The organism is Frigoribacterium endophyticum (assembly GCF_011759585.1).
Lineage (GTDB): Bacteria > Actinomycetota > Actinomycetes > Actinomycetales > Microbacteriaceae > Frigoribacterium > Frigoribacterium endophyticum.
Map to the genome: position 1 here is coordinate 689770 of NZ_JAAOYV010000001.1, position 17050 is coordinate 706819.

Here is a 17050-nt window from a genome sequence, read left to right on the forward strand (position 1 = left end):
TCCGTCCCCGACAGGGGCCGCGGCTGTCCGCTCGGCGCAGCGTAGTGCCCCCGCGTCGCGCGGGCGGTCCTCCCAGGTGACCGACAGGTAGGGTGGACTCTCCGCCCGACTCCTCGTCGCCGCCCGCCCGGCGCGACCGACGAACTCGACAGCCTGACGGAGGTGCCCCGCGTGATCGTCGCACTCCTGGCCTTCGCGGTCGCCTCGGTCGTCGTGGCCTTCGGCCGCCGACTCGGCACGCGCCTCTTCGTGGTCGCCGCCCTCGTCCCGGCCGCCGTCGCGGTCTACACGGCCACGCAGGGCCCCGCCGTCCTCGCCGGCGACGTCCTCGTCGAGTCGGTGCCGTGGATCCCGCAGCTCGGCATCGCCCTGACCCTGCGGGTCGACGTGCTCGCGTGGGTGCTCGCCCTGGTCGTCACCGGCGTCGGCGCGCTCGTGCTGCTCTACTGCGCGCGCTACTTCAGCCGCGACGACGAGTCGCTGCCGCGCTTCGCCGCCATCCTGGTCGCCTTCGCGGGCGCCATGTACGGCCTCGTGACGAGCGACGACGTCTTCGTGCTCTTCGTCTTCTGGGAGGCCACGAGCGTCTTCTCGTACCTCCTCATCGGGCACTACACGGCCAAGCAGACGAGCCGCGGGGCGGCGCTCCAGGCGCTGATCGTGACGACCGCGGGCGGCCTGGCGATGCTCGTGGGCCTGGTGATCCTGGCCGTGGAGGGCGGCACCTCGTCGCTCGAGGGCCTGGTGGAGTCGCCCCCGACGGGGTCAGCCGTCACCGTCGCGGTCGTGCTCGTGCTCGTCGGGGCGCTGAGCAAGTCCGCCCTCGTGCCGTTCCACTTCTGGCTGCCCGCCGCCATGGCGGCACCGACCCCCGTCAGCGCCTACCTGCACGCCGCGGCCATGGTCAAGGCGGGCATCTACCTCGTCGCCCGGCTCGCCCCGGGCTACCACGACTCGCCCGGCTGGCAGGAGATCGTCGTCACGGTCGGCGTCGTGACGATGCTCCTCGGCGGCTACCGGGCCCTCCGCCAGCACGACCTCAAGCTCGTGCTCGCCTACGGCACGGTGAGCCAGCTGGGCTTCCTCACGATCGTCGTCGGCTACGGCACGCGCGACGCCGCCCTCGCCGGGCTCGCCCTCCTCGTCGCCCACGCCCTGTTCAAGGCCACCCTCTTCCTCGTCGTCGGCATAGTGGACCACCGGGCGGGCACCCGCGACCTGCGGAAGCTCAGCGGCCTCGGCCGTCAGGCTCCGCTGCTCTTCGTCATCACCGTGCTGGCCCTGGCCTCGATGGCCGGCGTGCCGCCGACGTTCGGCTTCGTCGCGAAGGAGGCCGTGCTGAGCGCGCTCCTCTCCGACGCCGAGCACGGCAGCGCCTGGGGCGTCGTCGCCCTCCTCGGCGTCGTGCTGGGCTCGATCCTCACCACGGCCTACAGCCTGCGCTTCCTCTGGGGGGCCTTCGCGCGCAAGGCCGGCGTCGAGCCCGTCGACTTCGTCAAGGAGCACGTCGACTTCCTCGTCTCGCCGGCCGTCCTCGCGCTGCTCGGACTCGGGCTCGGCGCCGCGGCCGGCGCCCTCGACCCCGTCCTCGCGCTCTACGCCGACACCCTCCCCGCGGTCGAGAGCGACCACGGCCCGTACCACCTCGCCCTCTGGCACGGCCTCGAGCCGGCCCTCGGGCTGACGGCGCTGACCCTCGTCGTCGGCGCGCTCCTGTTCTGGCAGCGGGAGCCGGTCGCCCGCCTGCAGAAGGCGGCCTCGTTCATGCCCCGCGCCTCCGACGGGTACGTCCGCATCATGACGACCATCGACAGCACGGCGTCGCGCACCACGGCGGCGACGCAGCGCGGCTCGCTGCCCTTCTACCTCTCCACGATCCTCGTGGTCTTCGTGGCGTCGTCGATCGTCACCCTCTCGCTGAACAGGAGCTGGCCGGAGGCGGCGGTCCTGTGGGACTACCCGGCCCAGCTGGCCATCGGCGGCCTCATGGTCATCGGCGCGGTCGCCGCCGCCCGCTCGAACAAGCGGTTCCAGGCGGTCGTGCTGGTCGGCGTCACCGGCTACGGCATGGCGGCGCTCTTCGCCCTGCACGGGGCGCCCGACCTCGCCCTCACCCAGGCGCTCATCGAGACCATCACGCTCATCGCGTTCGTCCTCGTCCTGCGCCGCCTGCCCGCGCGCCTCGGCGAGCGGAACGGCCGCACCCACCGGGCGGCCCGGGCGGTCATCGCGATCTCGGTCGGCTGCGTGATGGCCGCCATCGCGGTCGTCGCCCTCGGCGCCCGGTCGATGCCGACGATCAGCGGCGCGTTCCCCGAGCTGGCGGTGACCGGGGGGCACGGCAAGAACGTCGTCAACGTCACGCTCGTCGACATCCGCGGGTGGGACACCATGGGCGAGATCAGCGTGCTCATCGTCGCGGCCACGGGCGTCGCGAGCCTCGTCTTCCTCACCTCGCGCACCGACATGCTGCCCCGGCCCGCCCGTCGCAGCCGCGCCCAGCGCTTCCTCGCCCGGGTGCGGCCCGAGATGGAGGCGGCGCCCGAGCTGCCCGGAGGCGGCCAGCTCTCGGCGACCGCGGCCGACACCAGCGACGTCGAGGGCGACCGCCGTGCTTGGCTGCTCGCGGGGCGCAAGCTCGCGCCGCAGAACCGGTCGATCCTGCTCGAGGTCGTCGTCCGGCTGCTCTTCCACGCCATCGTGGTGGTCTCGATCTACCTCCTCTTCGCCGGGCACAACCTCCCGGGCGGCGGGTTCGCGGGCGGTCTCGTCGCGGGCATGGCCTTCGTCGCGCGCTACCTCGCGGGCGGGCGGTTCGAGCTCGGGGCCGCCGCGCCCCTCGACGCGGGCAAGGTCCTGGGCACCGGGCTCCTGGTCATCGTCGCGACGGCGGTCGTCCCGCTCTTCCTCGGCGTCGACGCCCTGACCTCGACCTGGGTCGAGGGCGAGCTGCCGCTCTTCGGCCACGTCGAGTTCGTTACCTCGACGTTCTTCGACGTCGGCGTCTACCTCGTGGTCGTCGGCCTCGTCCTCGACGTGCTCCGCAGCCTGGGGGCCGAGGTCGACCGTCAAGAAGAAGAAGACGACCGGGGCGACGCCTCGGTCACCGCGACGACGAAGCAGGGGGCGGCATCGTGAGCGTCTCCCTCGTCCTCGTCGTGGTGATGGCCGCGCTGTACGCGTGCGGCATCTACCTCATGCTCGAGCGCAGCATGACCCGGGTCCTCCTCGGCTTCCTGCTCGTCGGCAACGCGACGAACATCCTCATCCTCGTGATGTCCGGCCGGAGCGGCGAGGCGCCGATCGCCGACGGCGAGGTGCCGGAGTCGTCGTTCGCCGACCCTCTGCCGCAGGCCCTGGTGCTCACGGCGATCGTCATCACCTTCGGCGTCTCCGCGTTCCTCCTCGCCCTGATCTACCGCTCCTGGCGCCTGGCCCAGGAGGACGACGTGGCCGACGACCTCGAGGACCTCGAGATCGGCATCCGCGGGGTGCCCGCCGAGGAGGAGGCCGAGCAGTCCGACGCGGACGACGAGGCCGGGGGAGACACGGAGTTCGGCTCGCGGGCGGAGGCGGCCGTCCCCGAGTCGCCGCACGACCCCGACGACGACGACGCGTGGGACCACGCGCCGCGCGAGAACGTGCCCCTGGCCGACCCCGAGCACGCGCCGCACCACGACCCGCTCCACCCCGAGCGCGCCCGCGACGTGGGCCGCTACCGCACCGACGACGACGACCGCCCGACCGGGCCGAAGGGAGGCCGACCGTGAACGTCGACTTCCTCGTGCCGCTCGTGGTGCTCGTCCCGCTGCTCGGCGCGGCCACCGCGCTCATCGCCACCCGGCGCCCCCGCCTCCAGGCGGTCCTGTCGATCGCCGCGCTGGCCGTCGTCGTCGTCATCAGCGTCGTCCTGCTGGTCGTCGTCGACCGCGACGGGGCCATCGCCGTGCAGATCGGCGGGTGGGAGGCGCCCTTCGGCATCCTCCTCGTGGTGGACCGCCTCGCCGCGCTGATGCTCGTCATCTCGTCGATCGTGCTGCTGGCGGTCTTCGTGTACTCGGTCGGGCAGGGCTCGGCGGACGGCGACGGCGACGCCCCGGTGTCGATCTACAACCCGACCTACCTCATCCTCGCCGCGGGCGTGTTCGACGCCTTCGCGGCGGGCGACCTCTTCAACCTCTACGTCGGCTTCGAGATGCTGCTCATCGCCAGCTACGTGCTGATCACGCTCGGCGGCACGGAGCAGCGCATCCGCGCGGGGGTCACCTACATCGTCGTGAGCCTGCTCTCGAGCGTGCTCTTCCTCGCGTCGATCGCCATGATCTACGGCGCGCTCGGCACCGTGAACATCGCCGACATCGCGCAGAAGATGGACCAGATCCCGCCCGACGTGCAGACGATCATCCACGTGATGCTGCTGACGGCCTTCGGCATCAAGGCCGCGATCTTCCCGCTGTCGTTCTGGCTGCCCGACTCGTACCCGACGGCCCCCGCGCCGGTCACGGCGGTCTTCGCGGGCCTCCTGACCAAGGTCGGCGTGTACGCGATCATCCGCACCGAGACCGTCCTGTTCGTCGAGAGCAACGTCAACGTCTACCTGCTGATCATCGCGCTGCTGACGATGGTGGTGGGGATCCTCGGCGCGGTGGCCCAGGCCGACATCAAGCGGTTGCTGTCGTTCACCCTGGTCAGCCACATCGGCTACATGATCTTCGGCATCGCCCTCGGCACCGTCGAGGGGCTCGCGGCCACGATCTACTACGTGGTGCACCACATCACCGTGCAGACGACCCTCTTCCTCGGCGCGGGGCTGATCGAACGACGGGGAGGCACCGCCTCCGTCCTCCGGCTCGGCGGCCTGCTCAAGGCGGCGCCCGTGATCGGCGTCCTCTTCTTCATCCCCGCGCTCAACCTCGGGGGCATCCCGCCCTTCTCCGGGTTCATCGGCAAGGTGGCGCTCTTCGACGCCGGGGCACGGCTGCACGACCCGCTCGTCTACGTCCTCCTGGGGGCGGGCGCCCTGACGTCGCTGCTCACGCTGTACGCACTGATGCGCGCCTGGAACCTCGCCTTCTGGCGTCCCGGTGCCGACGTCGAGGACCACGAGTCGCCCCTCACCGAACGTCTCGAGGAGGCTCCCGGCCGCACCGTCGTGCAGAAGCGCCGCGCGAACCCCCGCACCATGATCGGCGCGACGGCCGGCATGGTGCTCGTCTCGCTCGTGCTCACCGTCGCCGCCGGCCCGCTCTACGGCGTCGCCGAGCGCGCCGCCGGTCGCGTGTACGGCTCGAACGAGTACGTGCAGCTCGTCTTCCCGACCGGTGAGGGCGACACCGCCTCGGACGACCAGGAGGGCACCCCGTGACCCCGCGTCCTTCCGCCCACGAGGTCGGCCGGAGCCTGCTGAGGCAGCTCCCGCTGCTGGTCGGGCTCGTCGTCCTCTGGATGTTCCTCTGGAACCAGCTGACGGTGCTCTCCGCCGTCACCGGGGTGCTCGTCGCCCTGCTCGTGACGCGCGTCTTCTTCCTCCCGCCGGTGGAGCTCAGCGGGAGGTTCAACCTCGGCTGGGCCCTGGTCTTCGTGGTCCGCTTCCTGGCCGACCTCGTCGTCGCCTCGGTCGAGGTGGCGTGGAAGGCCGTGCGGCCCCGCGGCGTGACGAGCAACGCGATCGTCGCGGTGCAGCTGCACACGCGATCCGACTTCGTGATGACCCTGGTGGCCGAGGCCGCCTCGCTGGTGCCCGGGTCGCTCGTCGTGGAGGCCGACCGGGAGCGGTCGATCCTCTACATGCACGCCCTCGCCGTGGAGGACGCCGACGGCGTCGAGCGGGTGCGCGCCTCCGTGCTCGGCTTCGAGAAGAGGATCGCCCGGGCCCTCGGCAGCGCCGACGACCTGCGGCGCATCGCCGAGGGCACGCCGGCGACGGAGGACCCGGCGACCGACCCCACGGGGAACGACCGCCTCGTGAACGAGAAAGACAAGGGAGCTGCCTCGTGATCGCCGTCGAGTGGATCGTCGGGATCCTGTTCGCCTTCGCCGCCCTGGCCTCCGTCTGGCGCATCGTCCGGGGGCCGTCCATCCTCGACCGCATGATCGCGAGCGACATGCTGCTCACGACCCTCATCTGCGTGCTCGCCGCCGACATGGTGTCCGGCCACCACACCCGGACGCTGCCCGTCATCATCGTCCTCGCGCTCACGGCAGTCTTCGGGTCGATCACGGTCGCCCGCTACGTGTCGAGGCAGGACCCGTCATGAGCCAGACCGCCTACGACGTCGCCAGCTCCGTCCTCCTCCTCGCCGGGGCCCTCCTCTCCGCCGCGGCGGGGGTGGGCCTGCTCCGCTTCCCGGACGCGCTCTCGCGCATGCACGCCGCCACGAAGCCGCAGATCTTCGGGCTCATCCTCATGCTCGCCGCGATCGCGCTCGACCAGCACACCCTGGCGACCGTCGCCTCCCTGCTCGTCGTCCTCGTCTTCCAGATGCTCACGGCGCCCATCTCCGCTCACATGATCGGCCGGGCCGGCTACCGCAACGGCGACCTGCGTCGTGACCTGCTGGTCGTCGACGAGCTCGACGACGCCGTCGCGAGGGCGGGGGAGGAGCTGGTCAGCGACGGGGAGTCCCTCGCCGACGTCGACACCTCGACCCTGCCGGTGGGCTCGGCCGACGTGCTCGCCGTCGAGATCGAGCGGCTCGACGGGCTCGACGACTCGGAGGGCGACGACGAGGAGCACGACGACCCCGCCCGGGAGCGCGAGCACCAGGAGCGTCGGCACCACGACGTCGATCCCGGCCTGGACTGAGCCGGCGCTCCTCCGCCCTGCCGCGCCGCCGACGCCTCCGTCCGGGGCGTGGGCGTCGCTGACGGCGGCGGGCCCTAAACTCGACCCATGCCAGTGAAGGACACCCAGCCCGAGGTCGACATCAAGCCGCGCAGCCGCGTCGTCACCGACGGCGTCGAAGCCACCACCTCCCGGGGCATGCTGCGTGCCGTGGGCATGGGCGACGGCGACTGGGAGAAGCCCCAGATCGGCATCGCCAGCAGCTGGAACGAGATCACCCCCTGCAACCTGTCGCTCGACCGCCTCGCGCAGGGCGCCAAGGAGGGCGTGCACGCCGGCGGCGGGTACCCGCTGCAGTTCGGCACCGTCTCCGTCTCCGACGGCATCTCGATGGGCCACGAGGGCATGCACTTCTCGCTGGTGTCGCGCGAGGTCATCGCCGACAGCGTGGAGGTCGTGATGAACGCCGAGCGCCTCGACGGCTCGGTGCTGCTGGCCGGCTGCGACAAGTCGCTGCCCGGGATGCTGATGGCCGCGGCCCGCCTCGACCTGGCGAGCGTCTTCCTCTACGCGGGCAGCGTCGCCCCCGGGTGGGTCAAGCTCAGCGACGGCACCGAGAAGAACGTCACGATCATCGACTCGTTCGAGGCGGTCGGCGCCCACAAGGCCGGCAACCTCAGCGACGCCGACCTCAAGGCCATCGAGTGCGCGATCGTCCCGGGCGAGGGCGCCTGCGGCGGCATGTACACGGCCAACACCATGGCGAGCGTCGCCGAGGCGCTCGGCATGAGCCTGCCCGGCTCGGCCTCGCCGCCCTCGGCCGACCGTCGCCGCGACTACTTCGCCCACCGCTCGGGCGAGGCCGTCGTGAACATGCTGCGGCTCGGCATCACCACGCGCGACATCCTCACCAAGGAGGCGTTCGAGAACGCCATCGCCGTCGCCATGGCCTTCGGCGGCTCGACGAACGTCGTCCTGCACCTGCTGGCCATCGCCTACGAGGCCGAGGTCGACCTCACCATCGACGACTTCAACCGCATCGGCGACACCGTGCCGCACATCGGCGACCTCAAGCCGTTCGGCAAGTACGTCATGAACGACGTCGACCGCATGGGCGGCGTGCCCGTCGTCATGAAGGCGCTCCTCGACGCCGGCCTGCTGCACGGCGACTGCCTCACCGTGACCGGCAAGACCGTCGCCGAGAACCTCGCCGACATCCAGCCCGCCCCCCTCGACGGCGAGGTGCTCCGCACGCTCGACGACCCCATCCACGCGACGGGCGGCCTCACCGTGCTCAGCGGCACGATGGCCCCCGAGGGCGCGGTCGTGAAGACGGCCGGCTTCGACGCCTCGCTCTTCGAGGGGCCGGCGAAGGTCTTCGAGCGCGAGCGCGGCGCCATGGACGCCCTCACCGAGGGCCGCATCGTCGCGGGCGACGTCGTCGTCATCCGCTACGAGGGCCCGAAGGGCGGCCCCGGCATGCGCGAGATGCTCGCCATCACGGCGGCCATCAAGGGCGCAGGGCTCGGAAAAGATGTACTACTCTTGACGGACGGACGATTCTCAGGCGGCACAACCGGCCTGTGCATCGGCCACATGGCTCCCGAAGCGGTCGACGCAGGTCCGATCGCCTTCGTGCGCGATGGTGATCTGATTCGGGTCGACATCGCCGCTCGGTCCATCGACCTACTCGTCGATCCCGCCGAGCTCGAGTCCCGCCGCGACGGCTGGGCTCCTCTTCCCCCGCGCTACACCCGCGGTGTCCTCGCCAAGTACGCGCGCCAGGTCCGCTCCGCCGCGGAGGGCGCCGTCACCTACTAGACGACCGTCCCCGCCGCCTCCACCGGGCCCGCGCGATCGTCGTCGGCTGACCTCCGTCACACCGTCCACCACCACGAAGAGGGAACCGCCTCCGATGCCCCACGACACGACCCCGCTGCCCGGTGCCGCCGCGCGCCCGGCGGCCCGCCCCGGCTCCGACGCCCCGGCGCCTCCCGAGGTCCTCACCGGCTCCGGCGCGATCCTCCGGTCGCTCGAGCACCTCGGGGTGACCGACGTCTTCGGCCTGCCGGGCGGCGCCATCATCCCGTTCTACGACGAGCTGATGGCCTCGACGGCGATCCGCCACATCCTCGTCCGCCACGAGCAGGGCGCGGGCCACGCGGCCGAGGGCTACGCCGCGGCCTCCGGGCGCGTCGGCGTCGCCATCGCGACCTCCGGCCCCGGCGCGACGAACCTCGTCACCGCCATCGCCGACGCCTACATGGACAGCATGCCGCTGCTCGCGATCACCGGCCAGGTCTTCTCGACGCTGATGGGCACCGACGCCTTCCAGGAAGCCGACATCGTGGGCATCACGATGCCGATCACCAAGCACTCGTTCCTCGTGACGAAGCCGGAGGACATCCCGGCGACCCTCGCCGCGGCCTACCAGATCGCCAGCACCGGCCGCCCCGGCCCCGTGCTCGTCGACATCACGAAGGACGCGCAGCAGAACAGCGCGCCGTTCGTGTGGCCGCCGGTCGTCGACCTGCCCGGCTACCGCCCGGTGACCAAGGCCCACGGCAAGCAGATCACCGCGGCCGCCCAGATGATCGCCGAGGCGAAGCAGCCGGTCTTCTACGTCGGCGGCGGCGTCATCCGCGCCGGCGCCTCGGCCGAGCTCAAGACCCTGGTCGAGCTCACCGGTGCCCCCGTCGTCACCACGCTGATGGCCCGCGGTGCCTTCCCCGACACCCACGCGCAGCACCTCGGCATGCCGGGCATGCACGGCACCGTGCCGGCCGTGCTCGGCCTGCAGGAGAGCGACCTGATCATCGCCCTCGGCGCCCGGTTCGACGACCGCGTCACCGGCAAGGCCGACCTCTTCGCGCCCGGCGCGAAGGTCGTCCACGTCGACATCGACCCGGCCGAGATCTCGAAGATCCGCATCGCCGACGTGCCGATCGTCGGCGACGCGAAGGTCGTCATCCCCGACCTCGCCAGCGCCTTCGCCGAGGTGACCGGCGGGCGGAAGCCCGACATCGCCGCCTGGTGGGAGCGCCTCGACGGGCTCCGCGAGCAGTTCCCGCTCGGCTACACCGAGCCCGACGACGGGCTGCTGTCGCCGCAGGCGATCATCCAGCGCATCGGCCAGCTCTCCGGCCCCGAGGCGATCTACGCCTCCGGCGTCGGCCAGCACCAGATGTGGGCCGCCCAGTTCATCCAGTACGAGCGCCCGCACGCCTGGCTGAACTCGGGAGGCGCGGGCACGATGGGCTACTCCGTCCCGGCCGCCATGGGCGCCAAGGTCGCCCAGCCCGACCGCGTGGTCTGGGCCATCGACGGCGACGGCTGCTTCCAGATGACCAACCAGGAGCTCGCGACCTGCGTCATCAACGACATCCCGATCAAGGTCGCGATCATCAACAACTCGTCGCTCGGCATGGTGCGCCAGTGGCAGACCCTCTTCTACGAGGGCCGCCACTCGTTCACCGACCTCAACACGGGCCACGAGACCCGCATGGTGCCCGACTTCGTGAAGCTCGCCGACGCCTACGGCGCCCTCGGCATCCGCGTCCGGACGGAGGACGAGGTCGACGCCGCCATCCAGCTGGCGCTGGAGACGAACGACCGCCCGGTCGTCATCGACTTCGTCGTCAGCCGCGACGCGATGGTCTGGCCGATGGTGCCCCAGGGCGTCTCGAACTCCGAGATCCAGCACGCCCGTGCGCTCGCCCCGGAGTGGGACGACGAGGCGCCGGGCAGCAGCGCGTCCGACACCACCCGCGACGGCGACATGACCGGAGAGCACGCATGAGCCACGTCCTGAGCCTCCTCGTCGAGGACAAGCCCGGTCTGCTGACCCGCGTCGCGGGCCTCTTCGCCCGTCGCGGCTTCAACATCGAGAGCCTCGCGGTCGGCAAGAGCGAGCTCGAGGGCTTCAGCCGCATCACGGTCGTCGTCGACGTGGAGGAGCTCCCGCTCGAGCAGGTCACGAAGCAGCTCAACAAGCTCGTCAACGTCATCAAGATCGTCGAGCTCGACTACTCGCAGTCGGTGCAGCGCGAGCACATGCTGATCAAGGTCCGGGTCGACAACACGACCCGCTCGCAGGTGCTCGAGGCCGTGACGCTGTTCCGGGCCGCGGTCGTCGACGTCTCGACCGACGCCCTCGTCATCGAGGTGACCGGCGACACCGGCAAGACCACCGCCCTGCTGCGCGTCCTCGAGCCCTACGGCATCAAGGAGATCTCGCAGTCGGGCCTCCTGGCCATCGGCCGCGGCGCCAAGTCGATCACCGACCGCGTCTTCAAGAACTAGGCGGCCCCGGGCTCCCGGCCCGCGCCTCCTGCTGCACGACCCACCGACACGACATCCGTCGACAACCGAGGAGAAGCACCACTGTGACTGAGATCGTCTACGACAACGACGCCGACCTGTCCCTCATCCAGGGCAAGAAGGTCGCCGTCATCGGCTACGGCTCGCAGGGCCACGCCCACGCGCTGAACCTCCGCGACTCCGGCGTCGAGGTCGTCATCGGCCTCAAGGAGGGCTCGAAGAGCCGCGCCAAGGCGGAGGAGGCCGGCTTCACGGTCCACACCCCCGCGGAGGCCTCGGCCTGGGGCGACGTCATCGTCGTCCTCGCCCCCGACCAGGTCCAGCGCCACGTCTACGCCGACGACATCGCCCCGAACCTCGCCGAGGGCAAGGCGCTCGTCTTCGGCCACGGCTTCAACATCCGCTTCGGCTACATCGAGGCGCCCGAGGGCGTCGACGTCGTCCTCGTCGCCCCCAAGGGACCGGGCCACACCGTCCGTCGCGAGTTCGAGGCCGGCCGCGGCGTGCCCGTGATCGTGGCCGTCGAGAAGGACGCCTCCGGCTCCGCCTGGGACCTCGCCTGGTCGTACTCCAAGGGCATCGGCGGCCTCCGTGCCGGCGGCATCAAGACGACCTTCACCGAAGAGACCGAGACCGACCTCTTCGGCGAGCAGGCCGTGCTCTGCGGCGGCACCTCGCAGCTGATCCAGTACGGCTTCGAGACTCTGACCGAGGCCGGCTACCAGCCGCAGATCGCCTACTTCGAGGTGCTGCACGAGCTCAAGCTGATCGTCGACCTGATCTGGGAGGGCGGCCTGGCCAAGCAGCGCTGGAGCGTCTCCGACACGGCCGAGTACGGCGACTACGTCTCCGGCCCGCGCGTCATCGACCCCTCCGTGAAGGAGAACATGAAGGCCGTCCTGGCCGACATCCAGTCGGGCGCCTTCGCGAAGCGCTTCATCGACGACCAGGACGCCGGCGCCCCCGAGTTCAAGGAGCTCCGCGCCAAGGGCGAGGCGCACCCCATCGAGGCCACCGGCCAGGAGCTCCGCGCCCTGTTCGCCTGGAAGCAGACGGACTCCGACTACGTCGACGGCAGCGCTGCGCGCTGACGTCGACGTAGTCGACGCACGCTGGCGACATCGGTCGGCTCCGCCGACGGGCGACGGCAGCGCTGCGCGCTGACGTCGACGTAGTCGACGCACGCTGGCGACATGGGTCGGCTCCGCCGACGGGCGACGGCAGCGCTGCGCGCTGACGTCGCCCTGGTCGACGCAGGCTGATCCGCATCCGCACCGACGACGCCCCCCTCCGATCGGAGGGGGGCATCGTCGGTGTCAGGGCGACCAGGCGGCCCGTGGCATGATCTAGAGCATGGCGATGAGCAAGAAGGCAGTGCACTTCGGTGCGGGCAACATCGGTCGTGGCTTCGTGGCGCAGTTCCTGCACGCGAGCGGCTACGAGGTCGTGTTCGCCGACGTGAACGACGAGCTGATCGGGCTGCTGCAGTCCCAGTCGTCGTACGAGGTGCACGAGGTCGGTGAGGACAGCCGCACGACCGTCGTCGACGGCTACCGCGCCGTCAACAGCCGCACCGACGAGGAGGCGCTGGTCGCCGAGATCGCGACCGCCGGCGTCGTCACCACCGCGGTCGGCGCCCGCATCCTGCCCTTCGTGGCTCCGGTCATCGCCCGCGGGCTGGCCCAGCGTGACGCGGCGCTGCCGCCCCTCACGGTCATCGCGTGCGAGAACGCGATCAACGCCACCGACTCCCTCGCCGAGGCCGTGCGCCAGGCCGACCCGGCCGACAACGCGGTCTTCGCGAACTGCGCCATCGACCGCATCGTGCCCGAGCAGCCCGCCGGGTCGCTCGACGTCACCATCGAGTCCTTCTCCGAGTGGGTCGTCGAGAGCGGCCCGTTCGGCGAGCACCGCCCCGAGATCCACGGCGTCACCTGGGTGCCCGACCTCGAGCCCTTCATCGAGCGCAAGCTCTTCACCGTCAACACGGCCCACGCCGCCGCGGCCTACCACGGCTTCGCGCGCGGCCTGGGCAGCATCCGCGAGTCGCTCGCCGACGAGGCCGTCCACGCCGAGGTGCGCGCCGCCCTCGCCGAGACCAAGGCCCTGCTCGTCGCGAAGCACGAGCTCGACGCCGACGAGCAGCAGAGCTACATCGAGAAGAACCTCGTGCGCATCTCGAACCCGCACCTGCCCGACACCACCGAGCGCGTCGGCCGCGGCCCGCTCCGAAAGCTGAGCCGCCACGAGCGCTTCGTCGGCCCCGCGGCGCAGCTCGCCGAGCGGGGCCTCCCCAGCGACGCGCTCGTCCGCGCCGTCCGTGCCGCCCTCGACTTCGACGTCGCCGACGACGCCGAGAGCGTCGAGCTCCAGGCGCTGCTGCGCTCCGGCCGGCCCGCCGACGAGCTGACCGTGACCCTCACCGGCGTCGAGGCGGGCCACCCGCTCTCCGCCGCCCTGGTGGAGGCGGTCTCCTCCAAGCTCCCGGCATGACCGACCCCCGGCCCTCCGGGTCGGCCGGCCGCCACGACCTCCCCGACGCGACCGCGTCCGACGAGACCGATCTCGAGCTCGACCCCTACGACGCCGACGCCGACGACGCGCTCTCCTGGGGCGACGAGTCGGACGCCAGCCACGTCGAGGGGCCCGCCGCCGCGTCACGCGACGAAGAGATCGACCCGGACGCTCCCCAGGTCATGAGCAGCGCCTCCCTCGTGGGGCACGGCGTGCTCGGCGGCGTCGCCCTGCTCTCGAGCGTCGGCTGGATCGTCTCGCGCGACCAGTTCCTGATCGCGTTCGGCGGCGGCCTCGTCGAGCGCGTGCAGACGACGCTGTGGCTGACCGGCGTCTTCCTCGCCCTCGTCGCCCCGCTGCTCTGGTTCGTCGCGACCATCCTGCTGGTGCCGGCGGAGCGCTCCGGCCGTCGACTGCTCGTGATGGCCGTCGGCGCCGTGCTCCTGGCCCCCTGGCCCCTCGTGATCGGGGGCGGGGCGTGACCGCCGCGCCCGGCGGGGCGACCGCCTCCACCGGACCGCGCCGCGCCCGACGGGGCCCCCGCGTCGGGTTCGTGCTGATCGCCGTCCTCGCCGGCCTGCTGGCCGCCTACGACCTCTCGGAGGCCGTGACCAACCTCGTGCTCGTGCCGCAGGACGTCCGCTACCAGAACAACGCCTTCTTCGACGAGGTCGGCGTGGGGTCGCTCGCGGCCTCGCCGCCGTGGGCCGCGCTCTGGGCCAACGTGCTGCTGCCCCCGGTCGCGTACGTCGTCGCCCTCCTCGTCGCGCGGCGGCGGACCCTCGGCCGGGCGGCCCTCGTCTTCGCCACGGGCCTCGCCGCGGTCGCGGCGGCGTCGCTGGGCCTCACGGCGTACGTGCTCAGCATCTGACCGGCCCGTCGGGGCCGACGACGGCCGCGGACGACGGCGGGGGAGTCGCGGTGCAGGCCCCCGTGACCGCCGGCGTCATCTGCGCCTGGGCCCTCCGACGAGTCGCTAGAGTGACCAGCAGCCGCGCCCACGGCGCGTCGCGGCGCTCCCCTGCACCCTCTCGTTAGGACCCTGTCTCCGTGGCCAAGCCCGTCGTTCTGATCGCTGAAGAGCTCTCACCCGCCACCGTCGAGGCCCTCGGCCCCGACTTCGACGTGAGGAGCGTGGACGGCACCGACCGGCCCGCGCTGCTCGCCGCCCTCGCGGAGGCGAACGCGATCCTGGTCCGCTCCGCGACGCAGGTCGACGCCGAGGCCATCGCCGCCGCGCCGCACCTCCAGGTCGTGGCCCGTGCGGGCGTCGGCCTCGACAACGTCGACATCAAGGCCGCCACGACGGCGGGCGTCATGGTCGTCAACGCCCCGACGTCGAACATCATCTCGGCCGCCGAGCTCACCGTCGGCCACATCCTCAGCCTCGCGCGCCACATCCCCGCCGCGCACGCCGCGCTGGCCCAGGGGCAGTGGAAGCGCTCGAAGTACACCGGCGTCGAGCTGTTCGAGAAGACCGTCGGCATCGTCGGCCTCGGGCGCATCGGGGCCCTGATCACCGCGCGCCTCCAGGCCTTCGGGGTGAACGTGGTCGCCTACGACCCCTACGTCACGCCGGCCCGCGCGCAGCAGCTCGGCGTCACCCTGCTCTCGCTCGACGAGCTGCTGGCCACCGCCGACTTCGTCACCATCCACATGCCGAAGACGCCCGAGACGACGGGCATGATCGGCCTCGAGCAGATGAAGGCCATGAAGCCGACGGCGTTCGTCGTCAACGTGGCCCGCGGCGGCCTGATCGACGAGGCCGACCTCTACACGGCCCTGACCACGGGCGAGATCGCCGGTGCCGGCCTCGACGTCTTCACCTCGGAGCCCCCCGTCGACCAGGCGCTGCTCGGCCTCGAGAACGTCGTCGTCACCCCGCACCTCGGCGCGTCGACGGACGAGGCGCAGGAGAAGGCGGGCGTGTCGGTCGCCAAGTCCGTCCGCCTGGCCCTCGGCGGCGAGCTCGTGCCCGACGCCGTCAACGTCGCCGGCGGCGTCATCGACCCGTACGTGCGCCCCGGCATCCCGCTGCTCGAGAAGATCGGCCAGGTGTTCGCCGGGCTCGCCGACTCGCCCCTCACCAGCATCGACGTCGAGGTGCGCGGCGACCTCGTCGAGCACGACGTCAGCGTGCTCAAGCTCGCGGCCCTCAAGGGCGTCTTCACGAACATCGTCAGCGAGTCGGTCAGCTACGTGAACGCGCCGCTGCTCGCCGAGCAGCGCGGCATCACCGTGCGGCTGCTCACCGACCCGACGAGCGAGGAGTACCGCAACGTCCTGACCATCCGCGGCTCGCTCAGCGACGGCGGCCAGATCAGCGTGTCGGGCACCCTGACCGGCACCAAGCAGGTCGAGAAGATCGTCGAGATCAACGGGTACGACGTCGAGGTGCCGATCGCGGCGCACCACCTCGTCATGGTCTACGGCGACCGCCCCGGCATCGTCGCCGTCTACGGCAAGGAGTTCGGCGACGCCGGCATCAACATCGCCGGCATGCAGATCGCCCGTCGCAGCGCGGGCGGCCAGGCCCTCAGCGTCCTCACCATCGACAGCCCCGCCCCCGACGAGCTGCTCGAGACGGTGCGCGTCGCCATCGACGCGCAGCTGCTGCGCGAGATCGACGTGACTCTCTAGCTCACGTCGAGGAGCCCCCGTGACGGCGCCCCGTCTCCCGGTCGGGAGGCGGGGCGCCGTCACGCGGTGCAGGGGCCGGGAGCCGCGGGAGTCGCGGGTCAGACCTCGAGGGACTCGTGCGCCGCCAGGACGACGGCCGTGCCCCCGAGGGCCTCGACGCTCGCCCGCAGCCGGTCGGCGTGCATGCCGAAGCCCGCCGCCGACAGCGTCTGCTCGTGGACGGGGAAGAGCCGCGTCGGCGCGACGGCCGTCACGTAGTCCATCGCCTCGCCGATCTTGAGCCAGGGCGCGCCGACCGGTGCCGCCAGGGTCTCGACCGGCACCGGCGGGACGGTGAACGCGTCGCCCGGGTAGAAGAGGCGGCCGTTGACGAGCACCCCCACGTTGTCGATGACGGGGATCGACTCGTGGATGACGGCGTGGCGCGAGCCGTGGAAGGCGAGGGTGAAGGGCCCCGCCTCGACGGTGTCGCCGTCGGCCACGACGTGGACGTCGAACCCCTCGGCGGCCTCCGCGACCCCGGCCGGGCCGTAGATCGTCGCCCCGGGGTTCGTGGCGAGCAGGTGGCCGAGCTGGTCGGGGGTCCAGTGGTCGGGGTGCTCGTGGGTGACGACCACGGCGACGACGTCGTGCAGGTCGACCTGCGGCGAGGTGAAGGAGCCGGGGTCGACGACGAGCTTCCGCCCGTCCTCCTCGACGACGAAGGCGGCGTGCTCGAGCTTGGTCAGGCGCATGCGGCTGACTGTACGCCCGCTCCGCGACACGCGCGGCGGGCTCGATTTGTACTCGTTC

Annotated in this window: 15 protein-coding genes; 14 read left to right on the forward strand and 1 reads right to left on the reverse strand. The window is 71.8% G+C overall.

Going from position 1 to position 17050, the window contains the following annotated elements; all coding sequences use genetic code 11:
- Window positions 1-171 precede the first annotated feature (171 nt).
- The 14 genes from FHR77_RS03235 (at window position 172) to serA (ending at window position 16258) form a co-directional block, all read left to right on the forward strand.
- Window positions 172-3138, forward strand: coding sequence for a Na+/H+ antiporter subunit A (locus FHR77_RS03235; RefSeq protein WP_167258795.1), 2967 nt, complete (start codon window positions 172-174; stop codon window positions 3136-3138).
- The gene (locus FHR77_RS03240; RefSeq protein WP_056053479.1) at window positions 3135-3770 is read left to right on the forward strand and encodes a Na(+)/H(+) antiporter subunit C; all 636 of its coding nucleotides are present in this window, start codon (window positions 3135-3137) and stop codon (window positions 3768-3770) included. Before FHR77_RS03235 ends, FHR77_RS03240 begins: the two co-directional genes overlap by 4 nt.
- A complete protein-coding gene (locus tag FHR77_RS03245; RefSeq protein ID WP_056053483.1) occupies window positions 3767-5365 on the forward strand; it encodes a Na+/H+ antiporter subunit D in 1599 nt (532 codons plus the stop codon). The genes FHR77_RS03240 and FHR77_RS03245 overlap by 4 nt, the downstream gene beginning before the upstream one ends.
- Window positions 5362-5997, forward strand: coding sequence for a Na+/H+ antiporter subunit E (locus FHR77_RS03250; protein ID WP_167258799.1), 636 nt, complete (start codon window positions 5362-5364; stop codon window positions 5995-5997). Before FHR77_RS03245 ends, FHR77_RS03250 begins: the two co-directional genes overlap by 4 nt.
- Window positions 5994-6257 carry an MrpF/PhaF family protein gene (locus tag FHR77_RS03255; RefSeq protein ID WP_341777198.1) on the forward strand — a complete coding sequence of 88 codons (264 nt, stop codon included), beginning with the start codon at window positions 5994-5996 and terminating at the stop codon, window positions 6255-6257. Before FHR77_RS03250 ends, FHR77_RS03255 begins: the two co-directional genes overlap by 4 nt.
- A complete protein-coding gene (mnhG, locus tag FHR77_RS03260) occupies window positions 6254-6805 on the forward strand; it encodes a monovalent cation/H(+) antiporter subunit G (protein WP_167258801.1) in 552 nt (183 codons plus the stop codon). The genes FHR77_RS03255 and mnhG overlap by 4 nt, the downstream gene beginning before the upstream one ends.
- Before the next feature lie 87 nt (window positions 6806-6892).
- Window positions 6893-8605: a dihydroxy-acid dehydratase gene (ilvD, locus tag FHR77_RS03265; protein ID WP_056053492.1), complete on the forward strand. Its 1713-nt coding sequence runs from the start codon at window positions 6893-6895 to the stop codon at window positions 8603-8605.
- 94 nt (window positions 8606-8699) lie between these two features.
- Complete coding sequence (locus FHR77_RS03270; protein WP_167258803.1) at window positions 8700-10583, forward strand: acetolactate synthase large subunit; 1884 nt, start codon at window positions 8700-8702, stop codon at window positions 10581-10583.
- Window positions 10580-11086 carry an acetolactate synthase small subunit gene (ilvN, locus tag FHR77_RS03275; protein ID WP_056053495.1) on the forward strand — a complete coding sequence of 169 codons (507 nt, stop codon included), beginning with the start codon at window positions 10580-10582 and terminating at the stop codon, window positions 11084-11086. The genes FHR77_RS03270 and ilvN overlap by 4 nt, the downstream gene beginning before the upstream one ends.
- Before the next feature lie 83 nt (window positions 11087-11169).
- Window positions 11170-12195 (forward strand): ketol-acid reductoisomerase, encoded by a 1026-nt coding sequence (ilvC, locus tag FHR77_RS03280; RefSeq protein ID WP_056053498.1) that lies wholly within the window; start codon window positions 11170-11172, stop codon window positions 12193-12195.
- Between the two features lie 268 nt (window positions 12196-12463).
- On the forward strand, window positions 12464-13597 hold the full coding sequence (locus FHR77_RS03285) for a mannitol-1-phosphate 5-dehydrogenase (protein ID WP_167258805.1): 1134 nt from the start codon (window positions 12464-12466) through the stop codon (window positions 13595-13597).
- Complete coding sequence (locus FHR77_RS03290) at window positions 13594-14100, forward strand: hypothetical protein (protein ID WP_167258807.1); 507 nt, start codon at window positions 13594-13596, stop codon at window positions 14098-14100. The genes FHR77_RS03285 and FHR77_RS03290 overlap by 4 nt, the downstream gene beginning before the upstream one ends.
- Window positions 14097-14489 (forward strand): hypothetical protein, encoded by a 393-nt coding sequence (locus tag FHR77_RS03295; RefSeq protein ID WP_167258809.1) that lies wholly within the window; start codon window positions 14097-14099, stop codon window positions 14487-14489. Before FHR77_RS03290 ends, FHR77_RS03295 begins: the two co-directional genes overlap by 4 nt.
- Window positions 14490-14668: 179 nt before the next feature.
- Window positions 14669-16258, forward strand: coding sequence for a phosphoglycerate dehydrogenase (serA, locus tag FHR77_RS03300; protein WP_056053508.1), 1590 nt, complete (start codon window positions 14669-14671; stop codon window positions 16256-16258).
- A gap of 98 nt (window positions 16259-16356) precedes the next feature.
- Here serA and FHR77_RS03305 read toward each other — a convergent pair whose 3' ends face one another.
- A complete protein-coding gene (locus FHR77_RS03305) occupies window positions 16357-16992 on the reverse strand; it encodes an MBL fold metallo-hydrolase (protein ID WP_167258811.1) in 636 nt (211 codons plus the stop codon).
- Window positions 16993-17050: the final 58 nt, after the last annotated feature.